A 22,588-nucleotide genomic window follows, 5' to 3' on the forward strand; every position below is an offset into this window, starting at 1 on the left:
TTTTCCATCTTGGCATATTGCCGGACGCCCGACCGGCCGAATCATGCAGAATGATTATGCCCGGCGAAAGCCGCCGGCGCATCCGCCCGATCGCTGCCATCGGCAATTTGATCGAGGCCAGGGGAAGCGGCGGACGAAGCAGGCGGAGACCTTAGCCAACTGTAACCAAGAGGCGGTGTCGCGGCCGCCAGCGGATGGTCGTTGTTGTATTTCCACTCACCTCCTCCGGAGCTACTTCTTTAGAGCTACTCCTTTGGAGCTACTTGCATGGGCGTTAATTTACCATAAACCAAGTCGGAAAGGTACCATTAGGACGAACTAATTGACGGCACCCTTTTTAAGGAGTTATTAATAAATCGTCTGGCGCTGGGGGCTCCTCTCGCGGACCGGTAATGGAAACGTCATGTAAGGGAGTATCATCATGACCAAATTGACCAGCATGTTCCGTGCCTTCGCCCGCGAAGAGGACGGCATCGCGCTTTCGGAATACCTCGTTCTCCTGGGCCTGCTCGTTGGAGGCGTCATCGCTTCAGTGCTGGCAGTGGGCACCAACCTGAGCACCGCGTGGAGGAGTTGGGGTACGTGGTTCACCACCAGTCTCTCCGCCCCGGCGTAACACCGCCAGCGTCAAAAGGCGGCTTGGCTGCCGTCTTTTGACCTCAGCAGAATATGGTGCATAGATAATAAGCGGCTTTGTCAGCCGCTTGTTATCCAGTTACTATCTTGATTGATTGATTGTTCCTCTGGGCGAACAAGTTACGGCGGGGGCCGTTAGATGAAAAGCTCCACCACGATAAGTCTGCTTGTCTCGGTCGCGCTGGCACTGCTGGCTGTTTTCGGCGTTCGCTCCTATCTCGCCAACCAGCGCGACATTCTCGCGCAGCGTGCCGGCCTGGGCGAGCCCGCATCCGAGGAAACGATTCTTGTCGCCACCCGCGCGCTGCGCTTTGGCGAGGCGATCAAATCGGAGGACGTCAGGGCTCTTGCGTGGCCGACCGGAGAACTGCCGGCCGGCGCCTTCCGCAAGCCGGAGGATTTGCTCGGCAAGGACGGTGAGCTTCGCTACGTCATGTCGGCAATGGAAAAGGACGAGCCGGTGCTCGCCTCCAAAATCACCGGGCCCGGCCAGCGCGCGACATTGTCGGCGGCGCTTGGCGAAGGCATGAAGGCGGTCTCGATCCGCGTCAACGACGTCCTCGGCGTCGCCGGTTTCGTGCTGCCGGGCGATCGCGTCGACATCATGCTGACGCGGGTGATCAAGGTTGATTCCGGCGCTGACCAGACTTTTGTCGACGTGCTGCTGCAGGGGGTCAAGGTTCTCGCCGCCGACCAGACCGCGGACGACCGCACCGACAAGGTCGAGGTCGTCAAGACCGTGACCTTCGAAGTCACCACCACCGAGGCGCAGAAGCTGACGCTGGCCGCCAATGTCGGCACGCTTTCGCTGGCGCTGCGCAATGTCGCTTCTTCCGGCGTGGAACAGACGCAGCCGGTGACGCTCGCCGATCTCGGCGGCGGGCCGATGGCGCAGGCGCTCAAGAACGATCGTGCCGACCAAGATGAAAGCAGACTTACCGATCTGGAGAAGCTCGTAAAAAGTGTTGGCGACACGCTCGGCAATCGCCTCGGCGCGATGGAAGACAAGCTCAAGCCAAAAACCGTGCCGGCTGAACCTGCCGAACCAGTTCTGGTGGCGGCGCCGAAACCGGACTTCGTGGTGATTGGCGTTTCGCGCAATATGAAGCGGGAAGAATATCGGGTCCACCTGCTGGACTGACAAGAAGCCATTCGGGAGCGGACGGGGGAAGGGTGACGGAGCATGGGCAATCGCCAGCTTGAAGACAGGGGCGCACCGGCCTCGAGGCCGACGCGCGTTCTCGTTGCAATTGCGTTCCTGGCTGCCGCGATCTCCCTTCTTGTCGGTCTAGTCGAGCCTGCATACGCCCAGCAAAAAGCCATCACGATCGGCAGTGGAAACGTCATTCATGTGACGGTCGCGCCGGGCAGCACGCTGACGATCACCACCAGCCGCCGCTTCGCCGATCTCGTGGTTGGCAACGCGACGGTGGCCGACGTTGTGCCCTTGACGGAACACTCGCTTTATGTCCAGGGAAAGGGATCGGGTGCCACCAACATCTCGATCTATGACGACGCGAAAAATCTTCTTGGCGTCATCGACGTGCGCATCATGCTCGATTTCAACGAAATCAGGGCGGCGATCCGCTCGGCGGTGCCGAGTTCGAAGCTGATCGTCACCAACGTCAACGACCGCATACGGATTTCCGGCGTGGTCAAGGACGGCGTCGATCTTGCCCGGGTGCTGGAGATCGCGCAGCAATATTCGAGCGATCCCGTGCTGAACCAGGTTCGCGTTGCCGACGCCCAGCAGGTGATGCTGGAGGTTCGCATCATAGAGGCATCGCGCAGCGCGGGGCGGGATCTCGGGATCGGGTTCAATGGTGCAAGTGCGAGCGGTGGCCTCTTTACCGCGGCGCCCCGGCTTCACATCGGCGTTAACGATGACTCGCATCAACTCCAGACAGAAGTCGGCGGCGTCGCCACGCAGAACGGCACGCCATTCGGCGAGATGATCGCCAAGGTGCTGGAAGTTTCCGGCTGGCGCATTGACGTCGTCATCAACGCGCTGGAGGCAAAGGGTCTCGTCCGCCGGCTGGCGCAGCCAAATCTTGTGACGATGAGCGGCACGACAGCCAGCTTCCATGCCGGCGGGGAGGTGCCGATTACGCGCGCGGTGTCCGCTGGCGGGGAACTCGCGACCGAAATCAGCTATCGGCCCTATGGCGTCAAACTCTCCTTCACCCCCATCGTCCTAGACGATGGCCTCATAAATCTTGTGATCGAGCCGGAGGTCAGCGAAATCGACCGTTCCGTCACGGTCAACGGCAATCCCGGCTTCATTTCGCGCAAGGCCAATGCCACCGTCGAACTGCGTGACGGGCAGAGCTTCGCCATGGCCGGCCTCTTGCAGTCGGTCAACGCCGGCGACGTGCAGCAAATGCCGTGGCTTGGCCAGGTCCCGGTGCTTGGGGCGCTGTTTCGCTCCACCTCGTTCCAGAAGCGGGAGAGCGATCTGGTGATCGTGGTGACGCCTCGCATCGTGCGGCCGACCTCGCCCGACGAGAAGCTGCATTCGCCGCTGGACCAGACGCGGCCGGGCAACGACGTGGATATGTTCCTGCTCGGCATGCTGGAAGTCGACAAGGACATGATGCGAGGCTTCAAGGACGGAAAGGGCGTCATCGGTCCTTACGGCCACATCATCGATCTCGATTTCGGAGGCGCGTATGCCGTCGGCAAGAAATAGGACGGCCATCGCCGTGCTCGGCGCATGCCTACTGATGAGCGGTTGCGCCGATTACATGGCGCACAGGGATTCGGTGACGCTGGGCCTTGGCGACGCACCGCAGGCCAATATCGGCATCCAGACGATTGATCCGTTCCCGAAGGAAGCGTGGAACACCAGGATCGACGGCGACGGACGCGTGGTCGCACGGGCGCAGCAGCGCTATGCGCCGACCGCGGTGATCGTGCCGGCGGCGGTCGCGCCGGCTGCAACGGAGACCACGAACTGAGGACGACAACGAGGACAAGTTAGGGAGCAGGCGGCGGCTCCGGGGTTTGCGAAGCTAAGTGCGGCGAAAACCGACGCTAGGGGCTGGATATGGGACGGAAGATACTCGAATTGCTGTTCGACGACCGTGGCTATGTTACCGCGCTGACACTGATAGCCATGCCGATGCTTCTGGGCTTCAGCCTGCTGGTCATCGATGTGTCGCGCGGCAACAATCTCCATACCGATCTGCAGAATGCCGTCGACGGGCTGGCGCTCGCCGGAGCAAGAGAGCTGAACGGAGCGCCGGACGCCATCACACGGGCCGATGCCGCGATTGCCGACCTGGTCAAGAATGAAGCAAGGTTTTCCAATGGTGGCCCGATCACCATGGACAAAACCCAGGTCAGCATAGCGTACCTGAAGATCATTCCGCCTAGCGACGACACGGCGATCGACGCTGCCTGGATTACAACGAACGGAACGACTGACAGCACTGCCGCTGCCTATGTCCTAGTCCGTTCGACGCCGCGCGCCATGACCTCGCTGTTTCCGTTACCCGTAGGACTGACGAATCCGACGCTGAACTTCCAGGCCGAGGCCGTCGCGACATACACCGCTGCCGCGTGTGACGTCACACCGATGTTCATCTGCAATCCGTTCGAAGCTCAGGGCCTTTCGATGCAACAAGCATACGCACAGGGGTTGACCTATAGCCGCGAACTGCAGGTGCTTAAAACCGACAGTACACCAGGGCCCGGCAATTTCGGACTGCTGGACACCGATATTCCGCTCAAGGACGCCTTCGCCAAGGGCGCCAGCGGGCAGTGCTACACGAAGAAATCCGTGGTTACCAAGACCGGCGTAACGTTCGGCCAGGTGAATGTCGGCCTGAACGTGCGTTTCGACATATACGCCGGAAGCCTGGGTTCGGCGAAGGGAGATCCGCTGTATCGCCCCGCCACCAATGTTCGAAAGGGAGCCAAAAACACCACTGGCTCGGCTGGCTGCGGCAAGGTGGACAGTGACGTTCCGAGCAAGGCAATGGGATTCGGGCCAGGAACGTATCCGACGCCCAGCTTGGGTATCAGCACTAATGGTTCCTGGGACCGAGCCGGCTATTGGAGTCTGAACCATGTCAGCACCCCCTTCCCGGCGGCGCTTCAGAACGCGTCACGCTACGATGTTTACAGATATGAAATCGACCACAATCTTGTTGCAGACAGGGCGGGCAACAAGGGGAGCGGCGAGAACGGCGTCCCGCGTTGCTACACCGGCGCGCCGGAGACACTCACTGATAAGCCGGATCGCCGCACCATATTCGCGGCTGTCGTTGATTGCGGTGACTTCACCGATGACACCAAGCACACGACGATCAGCGGCAAAACGACCCTTAAACCCGATGCATTCGTCAGTATGTTCCTGACGAACCCTATCGAAAAACAGGACAACAGCAAGGAAGACGATACAACCGCCAGTGAAAAGCCGATCCGTCTGGAGATCGTGGATGTCACGGGCCAGGGCGGCAGCGGGACGCTGGATCAGTTCCTGCGCGAGGAGGCGCAATTGGTCCGATGATCACCAGGCTGAAACGGTTTCTCGAACGGTTCCACCGCGACGAGCACGGCGCGGTCCTCGCCGAGACGCTGCTCATCGTGCCGTTCGTCACGGTGTTTGCCGTTGGCATCCTGGAATTCGGCAACATGTTCTGGGAGAAGGAGCAGGTCGAGACCGGCCTGCGTGACGCGGCGCGCTATCTTGCCCGCTGCCAGCCAAGCAATGCGCTTTCCGGCTACGTGTCGCAATGCAGCGACACCGTCGCCCGGCGCATCGCCTATTACGGGACGTCCAACCCGGCTGCCACAGTGCTGCGGGTGCAAGGATGGGGGCCGAGCGGAAGTGCGATCGTATTCGCCACGGTTACGCGCTCGGGGACTAAAGTTATCACCGCGAACACGTCACTTGCCTACAGCTCCTCGCCGCTGTTCGGCTGGACCGGCCTCGCCAACATCACCATCCAGGCCTTTCACGAAGAAAGATATATCGGATGGTGAGGGCACCTCTCTTCCGATCCTTTGTCCGTGAGGAGTCCGGTGTCACGCTCGCGGAGGGGCTGATCGCGATGCCTTTGGTCCTGCTGATTTTCGCTGCCTTCGTCGAGTTCGGCTATGCGGCGTTCCAGTGGAACCAGACCGTCAAGGCGCTGCAATTCGGCGCGCGCAGGGCGGCGGTTTCGAGTTCGATGGTAGCCGGCTTCGATCCCGCCATCGTGACAGCCCTGGCGCCCGGGAGCACGAACGGCGGCGTTGCGATACCGGTCGGCGCGCTTGGCCCCTGGACATGCACTGGGAGCCCGGCCTGCACCACGGAACTCAACCGTATCGTGTATGGCGCCCCCGGCGTGACATCATGCCAGCCGATCGGCACCGGCAGTCCGGCAATGTGCCAACTAAACCCCCGCATCGGCATAGACAACGTTCGCGTCACCTACATGATGTCGGGACTTGGCTACTACGGAAGGCCGGGCGGTGCGGTGCTAACCATACGCATGGAAGTTCTCGGCATCACTTTCAATCTGCCTTTACTCGGCGCTTTATTAGGACTCAATAATGTAACGGTTCCAGCCATGCCGGTGACCGTCACAAGCGAGGACTTGAACACAAACTCGGGCAGCTGACCAAGGCTGCCGAACATCGAGCATTTCTCGGATGACAAGCCATATGAACTTTTCGAGAAGAATAAAGGTGCTGATCGCCTCGGCGGATCAGGCGGCGTCCGAGTTCATGCAGAGCTCGCTGTCGGCGCTTTCGCAATACGATTCCGAGGTGAAGGATCATGGCGCGCTGCTGGACAAGCGCATGGCGGTCGATCCGGCAAGCTACGATTTGCTGGTGCTCGACGCCGGCGATGGCGCCCTCCTCGAAAGCACCGTCGCGCAGGAACTGCGGCGCAAGTTCGCCGCGCTTCCGCTGATCGTGGTTTCCGATCCGCTCACCGACCAGCGCATGCGGCTGCTGCTGAAGCTCAACGGCAGCGACTGGGTGAGAAAGCCGCTGGACCGCAAGGGCTTCCTTGAAGCCGTGACCGGAAATGTGCAGATGGCGCATTCAGGCGGCAACCATGTGCATGCGGTCGTCTCGGCGGTGGGCGGAGCCGGCGGAACCTCCGTCGCAATCTCGCTGGCCGATGCGCTCGCCCGCACGGCGAAGAAAACGCAAGTCAGCGTTGCCTTGTTCGATCTCGATTTTGCCACCGGCGCTTGCGGTCACTACCTGAATACGCCCAATGACTACGATTTACGGCCGATCATCGCGCAGCCTTCGCGGGTCGATCTGGAATTCATCGACATCATCAAGAAGAAGCACCAGCGCGGTTTTTCGCTGCTGTCGTTCCGCCAACCCGGCGTCACGATGGCTCCCACCGGCGGCGAACTTGTCCTGCGCATGCTGGACGTCGTGTCTCTCCAGAACAATCACACCGTGGTCGACATCCCCTATTACGAGACGAGCTGGAAGGATGAACTGCTGGCCGCGGTCAATTCCATCCATCTGGTCACCGAATTGACCATTCCCGGCCTGCAGCAGGCCAAGGAAGTCTACAACCGGATCAAGAAGCTCAGAAGCGACGATATTGCGATCAAGGTCATCGCCAACAAGCATCGCAGGCGTCTCTTCAGCTTCGGCATCGGCAAGAAGGACGCCAACAACATCTTCAAGCAATCGAGCGCCATGGTCGTCGAGGACGACTGGGGCACCATGAACGAGGCAATCAATCGCGGCATGCTGCCGGTCGAAGTCAACCCGCGCTCGAAATTCGTCCGCCAGATCGAAAAACTAGCCGAGGCCGTGAAATGACCAGTCTGGGTCGGATCGGCCGCCTAGCGCGCGGCAGCGCCCGAGCCGGTCTTGTGTTGGTGGCCATCGCCGGCATCGGCAGAGCCGATGCGACGGAGAGACGAAGCGACCCGGTGCCGAAGAGCCTTGGGCCGGTCACCAGGCGCGTCGTTGCGACGGAGACCAGGGAAAAGCCGGGAACAATCCTGATTTCGACCGCGGCGCGAACGCTCGACTTCGTCGTGGCGCCGGGCAAAGTCGCCAGATACTCGATCGGCGTGGCTGAGGATGGGTTCGTATGGACCGGCACCGTGCGTGTCGGCGGTAAGGCCGAATGGCCGGAATGGCGGCCGCCGGCCGAGATGCGCCAGCGCGATCCGCGGCTGCCGGAAATGATGCCGGCAGGCCCCTACAATCCGCTTGGCGCGCGCGCGATCTATCTGTTCAAAGGGCAGCGCGATACACTCTATCGCATCCACGGCACCAACGATGCGCCCTCGATCGGAGGATTCGTGTCTTCCGGCTGTTTTCGCATGACCAACGCCGATGTGCTGAAGCTCTATGGCGAGGTGCACATTGGCGCAAAAGTGATTGTCGAATAGGAAGAGCGGGCGGTATGGCCAACGGCATCATTGGACGATTTTACAGATCACGATCCGAGGATCTGCCGCAGGCGCCTGTCGTGGCGTCTGACCTCGCGCTCGCCGAGAAGAACAAGACCGAAGTCGTTCCTTCCGTTCCGCCGCTGACCGAGGAGCCAAAGCCGGAGGAGCGTGGTGCTCTTGGCCCCGACATGGTTTCGGAACGTGTGAACCTGCACCGCTATCTTCTGGACCGTATCAATCTCGGACTGCTTGAGACCGCGCAAAATGACGAACTCGCGGCAGAAATCCGGCCGCTGGTGCGCGAATACGTCCGGGCGCGGAATTTCCCGCTCAATGCACGTGAGCTCGACACCCTGATCAGCGACATTACCGACGAGATGCTCGGGCTCGGCCCGATAGAGCCGTTGCTCAAGGACGATACGATTTCCGATATCCTGATCAACGGCCATGAGCACGTCTACATCGAGCGCTATGGCCAGCTTGAGGATACCCCTATCCGGTTCAAGGACGAAGATCACCTTATGCGCGTGATCAACAAGATCGTCACGACCGTCGGGCGACGTGTGGACGAGTCGTCGCCGCTGGTCGACGCGCGGCTTCCCGACGGATCCCGGGTGAACGCTGCCATCAGGCCAGTCGCGATCGATGGTCCGCTCGTCTCGATCCGCAAGTTTTCGCGCCGCCCGTACACGCTCGACCGCCTTGTCGAAAGTCATTCGATGGCCAAGGCAATGCAGGTTCTGCTGACCGCGGCGGTCAAGGGCAAGGTCTCGATGATCATCTCCGGAGGAACCGGTTCCGGAAAGACCACCATGCTCAACGCGCTTTCGTCGCAGATTTCAAACCGCGAGCGCTTGATCACGATCGAAGACGCCGCCGAATTGCAGCTTCAGCAACCCCATGTCGGCCGGCTCGAAACGCGGCCGCCGACGCTGGACGGACGCGGCGAAATACGCCAGCGCGAGCTCCTGAAGAACGCCCTCCGTATGCGACCCGACAGGATTATCGTCGGTGAGGTTCGCGGCGAGGAAGCGTTCGACATGCTGCAGGCCATGAACACCGGTCACGAAGGATCGATGACGACGATTCACGCCAACACGCCGCGCGATGCGGTCTCCAGGCTTGAGCAAATGATCGGTATGGCGGGCATGCCGATGTCGCAGTTGAGCATCAAGTCCCAGATCGCTTCGGCAATCACCCTGATCGTCCAGGTCGAGCGCCTTCACGACGGCACGCGGCGTCTGGTTTCAGTCACCGAAATCACCGGCATGGAGGGCGACGTCGTCCAGATGCAGGAGATCATGAAATTCCAAAAGCTTGGCGTTGACGACTTGAACAGGGTGAATGGTCAGTTCCGGGCAACCGGCATCCGTCCGCGATTCCTCGAGCATATCGCCGAACTGGGCTTCCAGCTGCCGGGCGACATTTTCGATCCGGGTCGCTCATTGGTGTAGGTGCGCAATGGACCTCATGCTCATCTACGCATTAGTTTTTATCGGTGGCCTGATACTGTTCGAAAGAGTCACAGGGATTGTCGCGAACCAATTCCGGCGAAGCAGTTCGCTGAACTACCGCCTCAAGCTTCTGCAAGGCACCGAGGACAGTCTTGGCGTCTTCAAGGGGATGGTCCGCGAAAGGGCGCTTGACTATGATCGCCGCGGCTTCAAACCGCTGGTCCGACTGCGGCGGTTGTTCGCGCAATCCGGACTGAAGCTGGACGTCATGAGGCTGGCGATCTATGCGCCGGTGATCGCTGTTCTGGTCTGGTTGGTGCTGAGCTATCTAGGTGTTCCGACACTGCCGAGGTTCATCTCGGTGGTCCTCTTTTTGGCCGCCCTGCCGCTTGTCATCATGATACGCGTGCGTGGGAAACGGATAAGAAAGTTCACGACCCAATTGCCAGGCACACTCGACGTGGTGACCCGGAGCCTTTCGGCCGGGCATCCATTGCCGATATCGATAGCCCTGGTCTCGCGGGAATTGCCCGATCCCATAGGGACGGAGTTCGGCATGCTCAGTGACGAACTCACCTACGGAACCGATCTCAACGATGCGATGCTCAACATGATCGAGCGCGTCGGAGCGGAGGACCTGAAGCTTCTGGCGATCTCGATGAGCGTCCAGCGTGGAACCGGCGGCAATTTTGTCGAGATACTGGAGAACCTGGCGAACGTGGTTCGCGAACGAGCGATCCTTCGGGCCAAGGTCAAGGCCCTGTCCGCCGAAGGCAGGATAACGGCCCTGATCATGTCGGCATTTCCCTTCGGCCTCTATCTTATGATCAGCACACTCGTGCCGACCTATTTCGATCCTGTCTGGGAAAGTGGATATAGCAACGTTATTTTAGCGGTGGCCTTCGCTGTGATGGCTGTCGGGAATTTTATTCTCTATAAACTTGTCAATTTCGATTTTTGAGTGCGATAGATGAACGAAACACTGATCCTCCTTGCCACTTTCGTCGGTGTTCTGCTTTTCTCGACGGTCATTGTTGGAAGGATTGCGAGCCAACGCGAAATGGCGTCCAGGCTGACAGATGCAGCGAGCGACAGCGACGCGGTCGGCGGTTCCTATTACAGCACTGCATCCGAAATAACCGATGACCGGTACGGCGTCTTCGTCAAAAACTATTTCAACGTTGTCCGGAAAGACGCAAATTCGAATTCATTGCCGAACCGCCTGTTGCGAGCCGGGTTCTTTTCACCGCAGGCTAGTACGATATTTCAGACCGCGCGTGCCGTGATCTCGGTGCTGGTGCTGCTTGGCACATTTCTGGTTTTCGAACACTACTTGGTCAGCGTTTCCAGGCCGCTCGCGATCCTGATATCCATGTTGTGCGGGGGCCTTGTTTTCTTCATCCACGGCATCGTGCTCGAACGCATGGGAGTTGCCAAGGAGAAAGCCTATCGCAGGATCTTTCCTGATTTCATGGATATGTTGATCGTTTGCGTCGACGCCGGCCTGAGCGTCGAAGCGGCGGCCGATCGTGTCGCGCGTGAGTTCATGTCGACCCGGCCCGACTTCGGGCTGCACCTATCCATAATGATGCTTGAAGTTCGCGGCGGCCGGCGCCTACGCGATGCATTGACCAACCTGGCGACCCGCCTGCGCATCGACGAGGCCAGGTCGCTTGCCGTGTTATTTCGACAGTCGGAAGAACTTGGCTCCAGTGTCACAAAGAGCCTTCGCGTCTACAGCAAGGAAATGCGTCAGATGCGAATCCTGCGCGCCGAGGAAAAGGCCAATGCCCTGCCTATCAAGATGCTCTTTCCGCTGGCCACATGTCTGTTTCCGCTGAGCCTGATAATCGTACTGATGCCGATAATCATGCGCGTCGCTTCGATGCTGAAGTCGATGACGCCCGGGTAGCGCGCAACTCAGATCCGTCGAGGTAGAGCAACCCGCTCATCCCGCCACCGTGGCGTACGCGCGTCAACGATATCCGTGAAAAGCCCATGGAGTCGGGCTGAAACAAGCGCCAATAAATAGGACGCGGGCCCAAGTCACGCCAAATCAAACCGCGATTCCCGGGCGTAGGTCCGTCTCCGGCCGGGTGCAAGTTGCCGTCCTGTGGCGATATGAGGCGTAAAGCGGCCGTCTACACTCGACGCCCGCCAAACTGCCGGAAGCCGAATCTCCTTCCCGCTTCGTCCAGGAGCCCCAGTAATTCGGGCTGAGGTGCGACCCAGAAAGTTCGAACAGCTTCCATGAACCGCAGAAAAATTGGACGCCGCATCGGAGAATGAGGTTCACGGATATCCCGGCGAACATCCGGATTGGAACGGTCAATGTCGTCGGGAAGAAGGGCGTCCGAAAAGGGCAGTCGGCGCCGCCGTCGTGGGAACGAAAAAGAAGAGAAGCAGAACTTACGTGTGCGATTTTTGCACACGGTATCATGCAGCTATCTGATATTACTCATCATCTATCCCATCCATCATCGGTGCAATGGCCAGTCTATGCTCTTGATTTTTCAGCATCTGTTTAACATCAGAACCTTAGAACCTGCCGCACACGCTGCGTCAGCGAGACCTTCCTGCAACGCGAGGATGCGCGGCGCCGGGGCACCGACACCAAGTCGATCGCAGTGAGACGCCGACAAAGCCCTGTTAGCGCGCCTGAAGCCTTCGGCGAACTCATCGACCTCCATATCGACGACATGTGCGATGTAGGCAAGTCCCCTCGCCGCTCCAAGGCCGCAGCCCTCGCTATGCTCCGAACATCTGGGGAAGTGCAGCATCGCCACCCTCGATCGCGAACGGCTCGTTCGCTTCGGTCGTGATCGAGCCGCCCAGGGTGCCGGACGATGAGTCTCGGTATCGACTAGGGAAAGTCGTTGAGCGTCGTTCCTGGATGATCTGCCTGGTCGTGATCGACAGCCGCTGGCGAGAGCCGCCAAACACGCATGAGATTGTCTGAAGCGGAGGACCATCCATGGAAGGACCCATTTCGACCTATTTTGCATCGATTGAACCCGTGGCCCCCGACGTTTTCTGGACCGCTTGCTGCATCCGGCGCGGCATTTCAAACATCCCCACGACGTTTTGGCCGACGTTGCCCTGGCTGTTCAGGAGTAGCGCGCCATTCTTTCGTCATGGGCGTCGGATGCCTGCGCCGTAGAATCCGTGCCAGCGCTTCGCATGCAGCCGGGAGCGGGTGAACCGGTCAGCTTCGACACGATCATGGATGCGTTGCAACAGTTGGATCAATCGGATGAGCGTGCCGGTCCTGACTGCAGTGACAGCGCGGCAGTGGCCGCGTTCGTACCATTCGTCGATCGGATTTAAGGGCGACGTAGTTGTTCTTGACACCATGGACCCGTCGGCGAGTGACCCCGCCGGCGGGAGGGGTGTGGCATCGGTGCGTTCGCCCAGATTGCCGATGAAAATTTTCCTATTCTTCCTCTTGAAGGTGCACGTCGCGATTCTAAATGATGGTCGCCGGCCGCCCAATGGGGCCGGCAACACCAGGAGGCGGCAAGGCTCTTGGCGCCTTCTGTTGTCCATGTTGCTCAAGGAGGATGTGGCTATGAAGACAAACCTCGATTTTACCCCTCTATACCGGTCCAGCATCGGCTTCGACCGCATGGTCGACATGCTTGAAAGTGCGAGCCGTGTGGCCTCGTTCGACAACTGGCCGCCCTACGATATCGCCAAGGTTGATGATGATCAGTATCGCATCACGATGGCGGTCGCCGGTTTCTCGCAGGACCAGCTGACCGTCACCCACCAGCCCAACATGCTGGTTGTGAGCGGGTCGCAATCCGGCGATGAGAACGGCCGGTATCTGTACCGCGGCATCAACGGGCGCGCTTTCGAGCGTCGGTTCGAACTGGCCGATCATGTCAAAGTCGAGGGCGCCAGCCTTGAGAACGGACTGCTGAGCATCGATCTCAAGCGCGAGGTTCCCCAGGAGATGAAACCGCGCAAGATCGAAATCTCCAGCGGGGCTCCCATGCCGAAGATCGAGGCGCCCAAGGTCGAGACCGACAAACTGGCCGCCTGAGCAATCCACCATGAAGGCTTTCGCTTGAGCCGGGCGTCCCGCCCGACTCAGAGACCTACAAAAGGAGAAAGACAATGAGCGTACGTGACTTGATCCCATGGGGCCGGGGCAACGGAAACTCGGCGCCCAGTCTCTTCCCCGACGGAGATCGAGACCCCTTCGTCTCCCTCCACCGGGAGGTAAACCGGCTGTTCGATGACGCCTTCCGCAGCTTTGGCGCCAGACTGCCGGCCTTCGGTCCCTCTTTCGCCGCCAGTTGGCCGAGTGTCGAAATCTCCGACACGGACAAGGAAGTCCGCGTCACGGCGGAAATACCTGGCCTGGACGAGAGCGACATAGAAGTCCTGCTGGAAAATGGGGCGCTCAAGCTTAAAGGCGAGAAGCGTTCCGAGACCGAGGACAAGGACCGGCAGTTCTCCGAGCGCTTCTACGGTCGCTTCGAGCGCCTCATTCCGCTCGGCTACGAGGTTGAAGAAGACAAGGTCAACGCCGCCTTCAAGAACGGGGTGCTGACCGTGACGTTGCCCAAGACCGAGCGGGCGCAGGCGAAGGCCAAGCGGATCGCAATCAACGGGAAGAACTGACGGATGCAGTATGGGTGGCGGCCCTTACGGCCGCTGCCCGTGCGACCCTTCATAACGGGAGGGACAGGCAATGGAGACAGTTCAAAGCAGCGACAACAGAAACCTAACCAAGACGTCCGTCCGGCCGGACAATGACAATCGGCCTCGTCTAGACGGGCCGGCTTTGTCAATGGGACGGTCAGTGTTTCCGGACGGCGCAACGGCGCGGATCTACCAGCCATGCCGCCCGGCCATGACCTCGGCAAAGCCCCGCAAGGCCTGGCGATTGGTCTTCGAACGCCGCACAGCCCCGTTCATCGAGCCGCTGATGGGCTATACCGGTGGCCGGGACACCCTGACCCAGGTTGAACTGAACTTTCCGACGCTGGAAGCGGCGATCCGTTATGCCGAGCGTCAAGGCCTCAACTATGTCGTGCAGGCTGCACCTCCTGCTTCCCAGGCCAAGGTCACGCGCCAGCATGCATCGGAGGAGAAACAGGCCTTTTCCGACCTGGTTTGGCAGCGGCTGCAGTTGGCTTGGCTCCAGGCAAGCCACGGCTATGGCGCCGGTGCACAGGCAGCGCACATACAGACGGCGCTGTCGGAGCCCGAGACATTCTACGCCTCTCCGATGGAGGTTGTGGATGACCCAGTGCTAGCACCCGACGAGAAACGCGCCGTGCTCAAGAACTGGGCCTGGAACGAGTATCTGATCGACATGGCCACCGCCGAAGGCATGCCGGAAAATGCACGCCCGTCGCGATTGGACGAGGTCCAACTCGCTTTGCTGGCCTTGGAAGCCCGAAACCGGGGCTTCCAGACCAGTACCAGCCCGGTGCACTCCCGGATAGCCGCATGATGAGGCAAGAATGAACCCACTGATCGTCTTCGACGCCCAACGGACCGTTCCGAACTCCTTCCCGCTTGCGGTCGCGGCAGCGGGCGGGTGCGCGCCTACAACATTCCCAATGGGTGGGCGCCCGATTGCGCCTCGGCAGAACTCGGCCCAGTTGTTAGGATCGCGCCGATATGGACGTTCCAATGAATTGGCGACAGAGGTTCCTATGTATCAATCCTTCAACGGCTCCGCCCATCCCCTGGCACCGAAAGAGATCGCGGTCGCTGCCGTCCCCGAAGACGAGCGTGTCTGGGTCCCACAGGCGGAGGGCGTGTGGTTCCGACCACTTATGCTCAACACAATGCAAGGGCAGTGGTGCAATCTGCTCCGCGTACGCCGGGCCGGGATATTAAGCCGTCATCTGCATCCGGCCCCCGTGCATGGCTATGTGATCAAGGGGCGTTGGCACTATCTTGAACACGACTGGATGGCAGAGACCGGATCTTACGTTTTCGAGCCGCCCGGTGAAATCCACACGCTCACGGTTCCAAGCGACGTGCCCGAGATGATCACCTTCTTCAACATCTCCGGCTGCATGGTTTACCTGGACAAGGATAACAAGCAGATTGGTTTCGAGGACGTTTTCACCAAGATCGACATGTGCAGAAATCACTATGCGAGCGTGGGTCTCGGTGACGATTTCGTCGATCAATTCGTACGGTAGACATCCGCCCGTTTGTCTTCCGCTGCGATGAGTTCGCGCTCCGCCACAGAGGCGAAACGAGGAGATTTTGGTGACCGATTCCATATGGGCCATGCCCTTCTTCGCGGGCAAGATCGTCGTCATTACCGGAGGCACGACAGGCATCGGAAACGGCATCGCCATGGCGTTCGCCGGGGCCGGGGCAATCGTCCACGCGACGGGGGCCACGGCCGCCGAGGTGGCGGCCGCTCGTGCATACGGCACCGCCGTCTCGTATTCAGTACTCGACGTCCGGGACATGACTGCGGTCGAAGGATATTCCAGTCAGTTCACATCCGTTGCAGCGCTCGTAAATTGCGCAGGGGTAAACCTGCGCGCCGCCGAATTCACTGTCCAGGGTTTCGAAACGGTGGTCGATATCAATCTCACCGGCTCCATGCGGAGTGCGAGCGCGTTCCGAGGGGCACTCTCGAACGGGGGCGCCATCGTCAACATCGCCTCGATGTTCGCGTTTTTCGGCGCAGCTCATGCGCCGGCTTACGCCGCATCCAAGGGCGCCATCGTGCAACTTACCAAGTCGCTCGCCATCGCCTATGCCGGGGATGGCATTCGCGTAAACGCATTGGCGCCTGGCTGGATCGAGACCGCCATGACCGCCGCGCCACGGGCCGATCCAGCTCGCAACGCGGAATTGATGAAACGCACTCCGATGGGTCGCTGGGGTACGCCGGGCGACCTGACCGGCCCCGCCTTGTTCTTGTGTTCGCCGCTCGCGGGCTTCATCACTGGGGCAATTCTGCCGGTTGACGGTGGCTATCTCATTGCGTGAGGCGTTGGCTATGCTGCGCGACCGATCTCCAACCCTGTGTCGTCGAGATCAAGATCGAACGCGACCAATCGACCATGCCTGACCGCAATTGCCGCCACCAACTCCGCAAGCTCGCCATCCGTATGCTCGCAAAAAGCTGCCTGTTTCCTGACAATCGTGACCGCATCCCGGGTCGATACGACAGAGAACGGCCTCCGGGATCTCACGAATGATTCCGCAACCTCGGCGACGGATGAAGCTCGGTCAAAATTATCTTGCATACTTGCACCTCTGTACGACGCTAGCCCAAGCTCGGCCCGTGCAAATTGTTCCCATTGGCCTAATGCAGCCTGATTGGCATCCGGCTTGGGCTCCTTGTGTGCGAAGGCCGGGAGCAACGCGACATGGCCGTCGCCGTGCCTTGGACAGTGGGCTGGACGCATTCGTCTCCACTCAACGAAAGGTCACGCCATCGGCTAGTCTCACTACATGCTTCAAATGCGAACACGAGCCCGACGCTAGAGACGAGCAGGATCAGATGTGTCCAAGCCGCTCGCCAAAGTTTCCGATCCTCGGATCACCGCAGTTCCCGCGCAACAAGTCGCCGGGAGACCTGTTTGCTCGCGTTGATTGCGGTCGACTGACTCCTGGCTCATTCGCCGCCTCGCCGGCTGGCTCCGGTCGGCCGGCCTCGTCCGTCTCCGTCATCGCTGGCCGGCGGACGATCCAATCCACCAAACCGGCTTCGGTCTGCTCGCAGGCCACGAATTCGCGCACCAGACTTCGCGCCAGTTCGCGCCATTGACACTCGGGCACGTTCATCTCCGCGATCAGATCTCGGCATGCAGCGCGTATGATGTCGGCATCGAAGGCTGACACGGCGACAGGACCACGGTCTGTATTCTTTGCTCGAGGAGTGTCGTCGCCCTGACGTTCGCGAAAGCGCCTCAGCACCTCGCGCGATGTGGCGATCGCTTGTCGGGTTTGACTCATAGCCTCGTAAAATCCAACTTCGCGGACCGGTGAGCGGTGCCGTGATAGAATGAAGTCCTCCATAACCGGATGCGCAGTGTCCGTACGCGTTGCAACCATCGCCGCCTCCCTGCAGGCGCACCCAATGCTTGCAGCTTCTGCCCGTTTTCGGGCGGCCGCCTGCATTTGTCGTGTCGCTGCTATGATCGCGTGAGTTAAAGCCGGTGAAGCGTCGCTGCAATTACAAATGTAAGTGTGGCATCCGATAAGTGGTATGCCCGCTGGCTGCGGCGGCGGCGAGTTCGTTCTTCAGACGGTCGAAGTCTTCCTCGGCGAAGCGCTCTCCGCGTGCCGGAACGAGGAAGCAGGATCTGGACAAAATGCATGCGGCCGTGCCGCCGTTCAGGGGGCGCTATTGGCGAAAATCCGCCAATTTCCGCCAGTCGAAGACAACGCCCACTCCAGGCTCGTCGGGTGCTATCGCCAAACCATCCTGAAGCCTCAGCGGCTCAGTCGTATAATGGTCAATATCAAAACTATGCGCCTCCACCCAGCCGGCATTTGTCTGACCTGCAACGAGGCTGACATGAAGTTCCTGCATCCCGTGACTGCAGACCGGAATGCCAGCCTTGCGTGAGAGCGCTGCCACGCGCAGCCAGCCGGTGACCCCGCCGCAGTTGGAGGCGTCGGGTTGGATGTAGGCGAGATTCGACCAAGCGAAGGCATGCTCGAACTCCTCGATGACATGCAGGTTTTCTCCCATTGCCAGGGGCATTCCGGTCGCCTTGGCAATGCTGGCGTAACCCTCATAGTCGTCGGGTATGATGGGCTCCTCGAACCACAGCAGATCGTAGGCGGCGAATGCTCTCGCTGCCTCGATCGCTCGCGGGACGTCGAGCGCGTAGTTGGCGTCAACCATAAAGGTGACATGAGGGCCGATGCGCTCGCGAACTGCCTTCACCCGGGCCACATCCTCGGCAAGGTCGTCCTTGCCGACCTTGATCTTCACCCCGGTGAAGCCGGCATTGAGATAGGAATCGATGCTGGCCAAAAGCTGATCGAGGGTGAAGTTTAGGTCGATGCCGCCGCGATAGGCCTTGGCGCTCTTCCCGGCCCCGCCCGCCATCTGCCAAAGCGGCAGGCCGCTACGCCGGCCCTTGAGGTCCCATAATGCGATGTCGATCGCCGAGATCGCGAAAGAAGCGATGCCGCCGCGCCCGACATAGTGGATGTGCCAGAGCATGCCGTCGTAGATCGTGTGGATTTGCGTTGCGTCGCGTGCCTTGAGGAACGGCGCGAGGTCGTGATCGATCATTGCCTTGATTGCATAGCCGCCCCTGCCGCCGGTGTAGGTGTAGCCTGTGCCCTCGGTGCCGTCGGCAAGCCTCAGCGTGACGGTGACCAGCTCGAAATGCGTGTGCGCGCCGTGCTTGGCATCGGTCATCACCTCACGCAGTGGGACCCGAAACAGCCGGGTCTCGACTTCCTTGATTTCGGTGCGGCTCATGCTGCGCTCCATTCACGTTTTTTCATCGGACCATAATTGCACCGGCAGCGCTGACTGGCAACAATGTGGCTGATCTTTCAGCGGTTCTGAAGCCAATCCGTCATTTTTGGTCCTACAAAAGCATCAATCCGCTTGTGCTTTGGTCCGATTTACCTTCTAATAACAGGACCATCTGGGAGGAAAAGGCTTGCTGGATACGGAAGAGCGTCCTGAGATGCCCGCGGCTATTCTCGCCGCCCGCGCGGCCGACGCGATGGTGGCCGGCATAGAGGCCGACATCACGTCCGGAAGGCTTGGCGACGGCAGCTACCTGCCGGCCGAGCGCGAACTGATGATCGAGTATGGTGTGGGCCGGGGCGTTGTGCGTGAGGCGATTGCGCGCCTGGCCAGCCGCGGCCTGGTGGAAGCGCGTCCGCGGTTCCGGCCCGTGGCGCGCCGGCCTGGCCTGGATGCCGCGCTCGGCGCCCTCGACGGCATCGTAGGACATCTGCTGAGCGACCAGGCGGGCGTGAAGAACCTCTACGACATGCGCGTCTTCCTCGAGGCGTCGCTGGCGCGCAACGCCGCCATCCATGCCCGCAAGGATGACGTCACAGCCCTGAGGGCGGCGCTGGCGATGAACGAGGCAGCCATCCCGGATTCCGAGAAATTCTATGCGACGGACGTGGCGTTCCACGCAGCGCTCTATGACATCGCGCGCAACCCGGTGCTGCCTGTCGTGCACAAGGCATTTACCGCCTGGCTGTCGCCGCATTGGATGCGCATGCCACGGTCGCCCGAGCGCAACCGCGTGAATTTCCTCAGCCATCGTGAAATCTGCACGGCCATCATTGAGCGAGATCCTGACGGCGCCGAGCGGGCGCTGCTCAACCACCTCTCGGCGGCCTGGGAGTATGTCCGCGGTACATTCGAAAGCCGTGAGGCGCCGGAAGCATGACGCAGTCCTACGACCATATCGTGGTGGGCGGCGGAGCAGCCGGCTGCGTCGCGGCGGCAAGGCTTGTCAAAGCGGGACGGCGAACCCTGCTGCTGGAGGCCGGCCATTCCCATCATCATCCCTTGCTCGACATGCCGCCCGGCATCTTCAAGATGATCAACGGCTCGAAATTCATGCGCTATCACCGCACCGAGCCGCAGGCCCATCTCGACGGCCGCGTCCATGAAATCTCGCAAGGCAACGTGCTGGGCGGCGGCACCTCGGTCAACGCCCAGGTCTACATGCGAGGCCGCTCGGCCGATTATGAGGAGTGGGACGAACTGCTGCGCGGCAACAATGCCGGCGTGCGCTGGAACTGGCAGGCGGTGCTGCCGCATTTCACCGGCATGGAGGGAAACAACCGCCTCGGCGGCGAACTGCATGGCAGCGAAGGTCCGCTGCTGGTCTCGGATCCAGGCCACATCGATGATGTTTCCCGTTGGTTCGTCCAGGCCGTCCAAGGCCTTGGATTGCCGTACAACCATGACTTCAACGGACCGTCGCAGCGCGGGGTCGGCTTCTACCAGTTCATGAACCGGCGGGGAAAGCGAAGCAGCGCCGCCTATGCCTTCATCGAGCCGCTGACGAATGATCCCAAGCTGACGCTGAAACTCAATTGCACAGTCAGCCGGCTGCTGATCGAGAACGGTCGGGTCACCGGCGTCGTCTATTCGGATGCGTCGGGCGCCGAGCATACCGTCCATGCGGATGCCGACGTGATCGTCTCGTCCGGTGCCCTCGTCTCGCCGAAACTGCTCATGCTGTCCGGCATCGGCCCCGCCGAGGCGCTTGCCGGGCACGGCATTTCCTGCGTCGCCGACCTGCCCGGGGTCGGCGAAAACCTGATCGACCATCCAGAGGTGCCGATCATCGCCACCGCAAACGGCCCATACGGCTATTTCAGGCAGGGCCAAGGCTGGCGGATGATCAAGAACGGCCTGCATTTCAAGCTCTTCGGCACCGGCACGATCCTGTCAGCGGGGGTGGAGGCCGGAGCCTTCGTCAATCCGGCCGATCCCGAGGGCGAACCGACGATCCAGGCCTTCTGCGTACCGCACGTCTATCTGGACCGCGATATCCTGACCTTGGTCGAGAACACCTATGGGCTTACCGTGACGACAGTGGTGGTGAAGCCAAAGTCGCGCGGTTTCGTGAGGCTGCGTTCGGCGGATCCGAAGGACATGCCGATCGTTTCGCCGAACCTCCTTAAACATCCCGACGACATGAGGGAAATGATCTCCGGCCAGCGTTATTTCCTGCAGGTTTTTCAGACCAAGCCGCTCGCCGATCGGGTCAAGGCCATTGCCGTGCCAAGCCAGGATGATCTCAGCGACGAAGCCATGACAAAGCATTGCAAGCGCTTTGTGAAGACCAACTACCATCCGGCCGGGACATGCCGGATGGGCTCGGACAGCGACCGGATGGCGGTGCTGGACGCGGCGCTGCGCGTGCGCGGAATAGACAATCTGCGGGTTGCCGACATGTCGGCCTGCCCCAACATCAATGCCGGCAATACGGCGGCGCCCGCCATGATGCTGGGCGACCGCTGCGCCGACTTTATTTTGGAGGCGGCATAGCGCCGGATCCAGCTTGCCGACGGCGTCTCGCCGAAGCCGTCTGGGCCGATATCGTGAGGAAATTACACAGTCGCTGAAAGCGACAATAAAGGAGGAAAGAGCATGATCATTACCCGTCGAAAACTACTGGTTGGCTCCGCCGCCGGCGCGGTCGCGCTGACACTCGGCTCACGCGCCTTCGCGGCGCTCCCGCCACTCGCCAAGAAGGACAAGTACAAGGTCGGTTTCGCCCAGACGGAAAGCAACAATCCGTGGCGCCTTGCCGAGACCAAGAGCATGCAGGACGAAGCCGCCAAGCTCGGCCATCAGCTGGTCTACACGGATGCCGCCGGTTCGTCGGCCAAGCAGGCCTCCGACGTGAACTCGATGATCGCGCAGGGCGTCGACGCAATCTTCCTGCCGCCCCGCGAAGACAAGCCCCTGGTGCCGGTCATTCTTGCCGCGCGCGATGCCGGCATACCGGTGTTTCTGGTCGACCGCGACGTTGATCACACCATGGCCAAGCCGGGCGAGGATTATGTCTGCTTCATCGGTTCGGATTTCATCGAGGAGGCGACCCGCGTCGGCGAATGGCTGGTCAAGAACGCCAATGGCAAGTCGAAAATCATCGAGCTGGAAGGCACGACCGGAGCCTCGGCCGCTACCGACCGCAAGAAAGGCTTCGACGATTTCATCGCCAAGCACTCGCAGTTCACCATCCTGGCATCGCAGTCCGGCGACTTCGCTCGTGACAAGGGCCGGCAGGTCGCCGAGACGCTGCTTCAGGCGCACCCTGATGCGGATATCATCTACGCGCACAATGATGAGATGGCGCTGGGCGCCATCGCCGCTTTGGAAGCAGCCGGCAAGACCCCGGGCAAGGATGTGCTGATCTTGTCGATCGACGGCGAGAAGGAAGGCGTCCAGGCGATCATTGACGGCAAGATCGGCGCTATCTGCGCTTGCAGCCCGCTGTTCGGGCCGAAGGCCTTCGCTACGATGGCCGACTATGCGGCCGGCAAGAAGATCCCGCCGTTCATCAAGAACGAGGATGCCTTCTTCGACGCCACGAACGCGAAGAAAGACTTCGATATTGCGTTCTGATATCCACTCTCTTTCCAGCTGCCTTACCCGCTCCGGCGGGTAGGGTTTGGGAG

22 protein-coding genes are annotated in these 22,588 nt (G+C 60.5%); 20 read left to right on the plus strand and 2 right to left on the minus strand.

The window, feature by feature from the left end; translation table 11 throughout:
- Positions 1 to 421 precede the first annotated feature (421 nt).
- The 17 genes from NL532_RS18505 to NL532_RS18590 all read left to right on the plus strand — a co-directional run bounded on the left by NL532_RS18505 (position 422) and on the right by NL532_RS18590 (position 16,441).
- The gene (locus NL532_RS18505; RefSeq protein WP_023755294.1) at positions 422 to 616 is read left to right on the plus strand and encodes a hypothetical protein; all 195 of its coding nucleotides are present in this window, start codon (positions 422 to 424) and stop codon (positions 614 to 616) included.
- A gap of 159 nt (positions 617 to 775) precedes the next feature.
- Entirely contained in the window at positions 776 to 1,777 is a 1,002-nt protein-coding gene (cpaB, locus tag NL532_RS18510) for a Flp pilus assembly protein CpaB (protein ID WP_023755295.1), read from the plus strand.
- A 42-nt stretch (positions 1,778 to 1,819) separates the two neighbouring features.
- Entirely contained in the window at positions 1,820 to 3,325 is a 1,506-nt protein-coding gene (locus tag NL532_RS18515) for a type II and III secretion system protein family protein (RefSeq protein ID WP_023830081.1), read from the plus strand.
- Between the two features lie 34 nt (positions 3,326 to 3,359).
- Positions 3,360 to 3,593: a pilus assembly protein gene (locus NL532_RS18520; RefSeq protein WP_155922393.1), complete on the plus strand. Its 234-nt coding sequence runs from the start codon at positions 3,360 to 3,362 to the stop codon at positions 3,591 to 3,593.
- Positions 3,594 to 3,682: 89 nt separating this feature from the next.
- Positions 3,683 to 5,149, plus strand: coding sequence for a Tad domain-containing protein (locus NL532_RS18525; protein ID WP_023830079.1), 1,467 nt, complete (start codon positions 3,683 to 3,685; stop codon positions 5,147 to 5,149).
- Positions 5,146 to 5,625 carry a TadE/TadG family type IV pilus assembly protein gene (locus NL532_RS18530; protein WP_023830078.1) on the plus strand — a complete coding sequence of 160 codons (480 nt, stop codon included), beginning with the start codon at positions 5,146 to 5,148 and terminating at the stop codon, positions 5,623 to 5,625. The genes NL532_RS18525 and NL532_RS18530 overlap by 4 nt, the downstream gene beginning before the upstream one ends.
- Positions 5,619 to 6,248, plus strand: a complete 630-nt coding sequence (locus NL532_RS18535; protein WP_023755300.1) for a TadE/TadG family type IV pilus assembly protein — start codon at positions 5,619 to 5,621, stop codon at positions 6,246 to 6,248. Before NL532_RS18530 ends, NL532_RS18535 begins: the two co-directional genes overlap by 7 nt.
- A gap of 43 nt (positions 6,249 to 6,291) precedes the next feature.
- Positions 6,292 to 7,425 (plus strand): hypothetical protein, encoded by a 1,134-nt coding sequence (locus tag NL532_RS18540; RefSeq protein WP_023830077.1) that lies wholly within the window; start codon positions 6,292 to 6,294, stop codon positions 7,423 to 7,425.
- Entirely contained in the window at positions 7,422 to 8,006 is a 585-nt protein-coding gene (locus NL532_RS18545) for a L,D-transpeptidase (protein ID WP_023830076.1), read from the plus strand. Before NL532_RS18540 ends, NL532_RS18545 begins: the two co-directional genes overlap by 4 nt.
- Positions 8,007 to 8,020: 14 nt before the next feature.
- Positions 8,021 to 9,463 carry a TadA family conjugal transfer-associated ATPase gene (locus NL532_RS18550; protein ID WP_023830075.1) on the plus strand — a complete coding sequence of 481 codons (1,443 nt, stop codon included), beginning with the start codon at positions 8,021 to 8,023 and terminating at the stop codon, positions 9,461 to 9,463.
- Positions 9,464 to 9,470: 7 nt separating this feature from the next.
- Positions 9,471 to 10,424, plus strand: a complete 954-nt coding sequence (locus NL532_RS18555) for a type II secretion system F family protein (RefSeq protein ID WP_023755304.1) — start codon at positions 9,471 to 9,473, stop codon at positions 10,422 to 10,424.
- Between the two features lie 9 nt (positions 10,425 to 10,433).
- Complete coding sequence (locus NL532_RS18560; RefSeq protein WP_023755305.1) at positions 10,434 to 11,375, plus strand: type II secretion system F family protein; 942 nt, start codon at positions 10,434 to 10,436, stop codon at positions 11,373 to 11,375.
- 1,656 nt (positions 11,376 to 13,031) lie between these two features.
- On the plus strand, positions 13,032 to 13,508 hold the full coding sequence (locus NL532_RS18570; RefSeq protein WP_023824891.1) for an Hsp20 family protein: 477 nt from the start codon (positions 13,032 to 13,034) through the stop codon (positions 13,506 to 13,508).
- 74 nt (positions 13,509 to 13,582) lie between these two features.
- Positions 13,583 to 14,092 (plus strand): Hsp20/alpha crystallin family protein, encoded by a 510-nt coding sequence (locus NL532_RS18575; RefSeq protein ID WP_023696160.1) that lies wholly within the window; start codon positions 13,583 to 13,585, stop codon positions 14,090 to 14,092.
- A gap of 181 nt (positions 14,093 to 14,273) precedes the next feature.
- Positions 14,274 to 14,930: an NADH dehydrogenase ubiquinone Fe-S protein 4 gene (locus NL532_RS18580; RefSeq protein ID WP_023750881.1), complete on the plus strand. Its 657-nt coding sequence runs from the start codon at positions 14,274 to 14,276 to the stop codon at positions 14,928 to 14,930.
- A 205-nt stretch (positions 14,931 to 15,135) separates the two neighbouring features.
- Positions 15,136 to 15,633: a 2,4'-dihydroxyacetophenone dioxygenase family protein gene (locus NL532_RS18585; protein WP_023755307.1), complete on the plus strand. Its 498-nt coding sequence runs from the start codon at positions 15,136 to 15,138 to the stop codon at positions 15,631 to 15,633.
- A gap of 70 nt (positions 15,634 to 15,703) precedes the next feature.
- Positions 15,704 to 16,441 (plus strand): SDR family oxidoreductase, encoded by a 738-nt coding sequence (locus NL532_RS18590; protein ID WP_023706883.1) that lies wholly within the window; start codon positions 15,704 to 15,706, stop codon positions 16,439 to 16,441.
- Positions 16,442 to 16,954: 513 nt separating this feature from the next.
- Here NL532_RS18590 and NL532_RS18595 read toward each other — a convergent pair.
- The gene (locus NL532_RS18595; RefSeq protein WP_155923885.1) at positions 16,955 to 17,512 is read right to left on the minus strand and encodes a hypothetical protein; all 558 of its coding nucleotides are present in this window, start codon (positions 17,510 to 17,512) and stop codon (positions 16,955 to 16,957) included.
- Positions 17,513 to 17,804: 292 nt separating this feature from the next.
- Positions 17,805 to 18,899 carry a mandelate racemase/muconate lactonizing enzyme family protein gene (locus tag NL532_RS18600; protein ID WP_023755309.1) on the minus strand — a complete coding sequence of 365 codons (1,095 nt, stop codon included), beginning with the start codon at positions 18,897 to 18,899 and terminating at the stop codon, positions 17,805 to 17,807.
- Positions 18,900 to 19,086: 187 nt separating this feature from the next.
- Here NL532_RS18600 and NL532_RS18605 point away from each other — a divergent pair, with 187 nt between their 5' ends.
- From NL532_RS18605 to NL532_RS18615, 3 genes are all read left to right on the plus strand, one after another.
- Complete coding sequence (locus tag NL532_RS18605) at positions 19,087 to 19,836, plus strand: FCD domain-containing protein (RefSeq protein ID WP_023682469.1); 750 nt, start codon at positions 19,087 to 19,089, stop codon at positions 19,834 to 19,836.
- The gene (locus NL532_RS18610) at positions 19,833 to 21,452 is read left to right on the plus strand and encodes a GMC family oxidoreductase (RefSeq protein WP_023755310.1); all 1,620 of its coding nucleotides are present in this window, start codon (positions 19,833 to 19,835) and stop codon (positions 21,450 to 21,452) included. The genes NL532_RS18605 and NL532_RS18610 overlap by 4 nt, the downstream gene beginning before the upstream one ends.
- Before the next feature lie 102 nt (positions 21,453 to 21,554).
- A complete protein-coding gene (locus NL532_RS18615; RefSeq protein ID WP_023672664.1) occupies positions 21,555 to 22,535 on the plus strand; it encodes an ABC transporter substrate-binding protein in 981 nt (326 codons plus the stop codon).
- Positions 22,536 to 22,588 lie beyond the last annotated feature (53 nt).

The sequence above is a fragment of the Mesorhizobium sp. C120A genome (assembly GCF_030323105.1).
Classification (GTDB): Bacteria; Pseudomonadota; Alphaproteobacteria; order Rhizobiales; family Rhizobiaceae; genus Mesorhizobium.